Here is a 2,324-nt window from a genome sequence, read left to right as displayed (position 1 = left end):
GTCGTCCCGACGGTCGTCCCGACGGCGGTCGTCGCGCCGGTCGTCACGGCCGAACGAGCCGCCGCGCGAACCCGCGCTCGAACCCGAACCCGAACCGCCACGGCCACCGCCGTAGGAGGAGCCGCCACCGCTGCCGCCGTACGAACCCCCGCGCGAGCCCGAGCCGCCGCGGCTACCGCCGCCACTGCTGCCGCTGCCGTAGGAGGAGCCGCCGCCCCGGCCCCCGCCCTGTCCGCCGCGACCGCTACCGCCGCCGCTGCTGTTCCTGCCGTTGCCACTGCTACGCATCAAAGTGTCCGTACGTCGTTCCGTCTGGGATGTGCGGTCGTTTCGGCCGACCTCACCGCCCCCTACCGATCGGGCCCGGCCCGACCGGCCTCGCCACTGCCGTCCGCGGCCTGCGCGGCAGCGGCGGCGACCGCCTCCGCGATCATCGTGCCCTCCAGGGACTCCGCTTCCACGTCGTCGACCTCGGGCAGGAATGGAGCGAGCTCCGGCAGCTCGTCCAGGCCGCGGAGCCCCATCCGTTCCAGGAAGTAGTTCGTCGTCCGATACAGGATCGCACCTGTTTCGGGCTCGGATCCAGCCTCTTCCACCAGTCCTCGCTGTACCAGGGTACGCATCACGCCGTCACAGTTCACACCACGGACGGCGGAAACCCGGGATCTGGACACCGGCTGCCGGTAGGCGATCACCGCCAGGGTCTCCAGTGCGGCCTGGCTGAGCCGGGCCTGCCGGCCGTCCAGGAGGAAGCGGTCGACGGCCGCGGAACAGGTGTCCCGGCTGTAGAACCGCCAGCCGCCCGCGACCAGCCGCAGGTCGAAACCGCGGCCCTGGGCCGTGTACTCGGCGGACAGCTCGCGCAGCGCGGCCGCCACCTCGGCCCGGGGCCGCTCCAGCACCCCGGCCAGCCGCTCCTCCGCCACCGGCTCGTCGACGACCATCAGCACGGCCTCCAGGTCGGCCCGCAGCCCGGCGTCGGCGGGCCCCTCGGCACCGGAGGCCGGCGGGGCCGACTTCTGGTGCACGAGGACCGCCCCGGCCGGCTCCACCGGCCCGACCGGCCCCGCGGGCTCCACCGGGTCCGGCAGCAGCGCGAAGGCCGGCTCCAGCCACTCCTCGGCCCTCGGCCGCCCCAGCATCCCCAGCGGGCGCCGCACCGGCCGCCCGCCCTCGTCCCGTCCGCTCATCGCCGCCGACCCTCCTCGACCCCGCCGTCTCCACCGACCCCGCCGTCTCCACCGGCCTCACCGGCCGGCCGGTCGAACTCGTCCGTCACCTGGACCGCGCTCCGCCCCTCCTCGGCCACCCAGCGCACCAGCAGCTCGCCGAGCGCCTCCGGCTGCTCGAAGGCGAGCACCCGCTCCCGGTACAGCTCCAGCAGCGCCAGGAAGCGGGCGACCACCACCAGGTCGTCCGGCGCGTCCTCCACCAGCCGCCGGAACGAGGCCTCGCCCAGCTCGGTGAGCAGCCCCACCACCAGGGAGGCCTGCTCCCGCACGCTCACCGGCGGGGTGTGGATGTGGTCCACGTACACGACCGGCGCGGGCCTGGGCTCCATCGCCTTGGCCGCCAGCTCGGCCAGCCGCCGCGGCCCGATGCCGAGGACGACCTCCGGCAGCAGCTCCGCGTGCCGGGGCTCCAGGGCGGCGGTCCGGGGCCGGCGCAGCAGCTCGGCCGCCCAGCGTTCGCCGAACAGCGCCGCCGCCCGCTTGTACGCCCGGTACTGGAGCAGCCGCGCGAACAGCAGGTCACGGGCCTCCAGCAGGGCCAGGTCGGCCTCGTCCTCGACCTCCGCCACCGGGAGCAGCCGGGCGGCCTTGAGGTCGAGCAGGGTGGCGGCCACCACCAGGAACTCGGTCGCCGCGTCCAGGTCCCAGTCGGGGCCCATCGCCCGGATGTGCGCCATGAACTCGTCGGTCACGGTGGCCAGCGCCACCTCGGTGACGTCCATCCGGTGCTTGGCGATCAGGCTGAGCAGCAGGTCGAAGGGGCCTTCGAAGTTGTCCAGCCGTACCCGGAAGCCGCCCCGCGACTCGTTCTCGGTCGCGCTCGCGGCTGTGGTGGCGGTGACGGTGGCGGCTGGTCCGGCGGTTCTGGGCATGACGGTCCATCTTCACCCGTCGCCGCCTCCGGCCCCGCCCGGGGGCCGACCGACACGCCGTGCCACCCGCGCCCCGGACCGGCGCCCGCCCGGCGCTCACCGGCCCGTACGAGCCCCTCCGCACGCACCCGTCCCGTCGAACAGGCCACGGTGGGTCCCCCGGGCCCCGGGAACGCCCCTGCGGCGCCCGACACGGCCCTCCGGCACCCGGGACGTCGCC

The 2,324-nt window shown here is 75.4% G+C and carries 3 protein-coding genes; all 3 read right to left on the bottom strand.

Translation table 11 applies throughout. The features are described from left to right. On the bottom strand, nt 1–288 hold a 288-nt coding region (locus AE652_RS48805), incomplete at its 3' end, for a hypothetical protein (RefSeq protein WP_234348712.1). Nucleotides 289–350: 62 nt separating this feature from the next. Then, nucleotides 351–944 carry an SMC-Scp complex subunit ScpB gene (locus AE652_RS39725; RefSeq protein ID WP_234348713.1) on the bottom strand — a complete coding sequence of 198 codons (594 nt, stop codon included), beginning with the start codon at nt 942–944 and terminating at the stop codon, nt 351–353. A gap of 242 nt (nt 945–1,186) precedes the next feature. Beyond that, nucleotides 1,187–2,104 (bottom strand): ScpA family protein, encoded by a 918-nt coding sequence (locus AE652_RS39720; RefSeq protein ID WP_082346272.1) that lies wholly within the window; start codon nt 2,102–2,104, stop codon nt 1,187–1,189. Nucleotides 2,105–2,324: the final 220 nt, after the last annotated feature.

The organism is Kitasatospora sp. MY 5-36, assembly GCF_001182915.1.
In the GTDB taxonomy this organism is placed as follows: domain Bacteria; phylum Actinomycetota; class Actinomycetes; order Streptomycetales; family Streptomycetaceae; genus Kitasatospora.
Note: the sequence above shows the minus strand (reverse complement) of the source record. Positions and strands in the feature narration are given on the sequence as shown.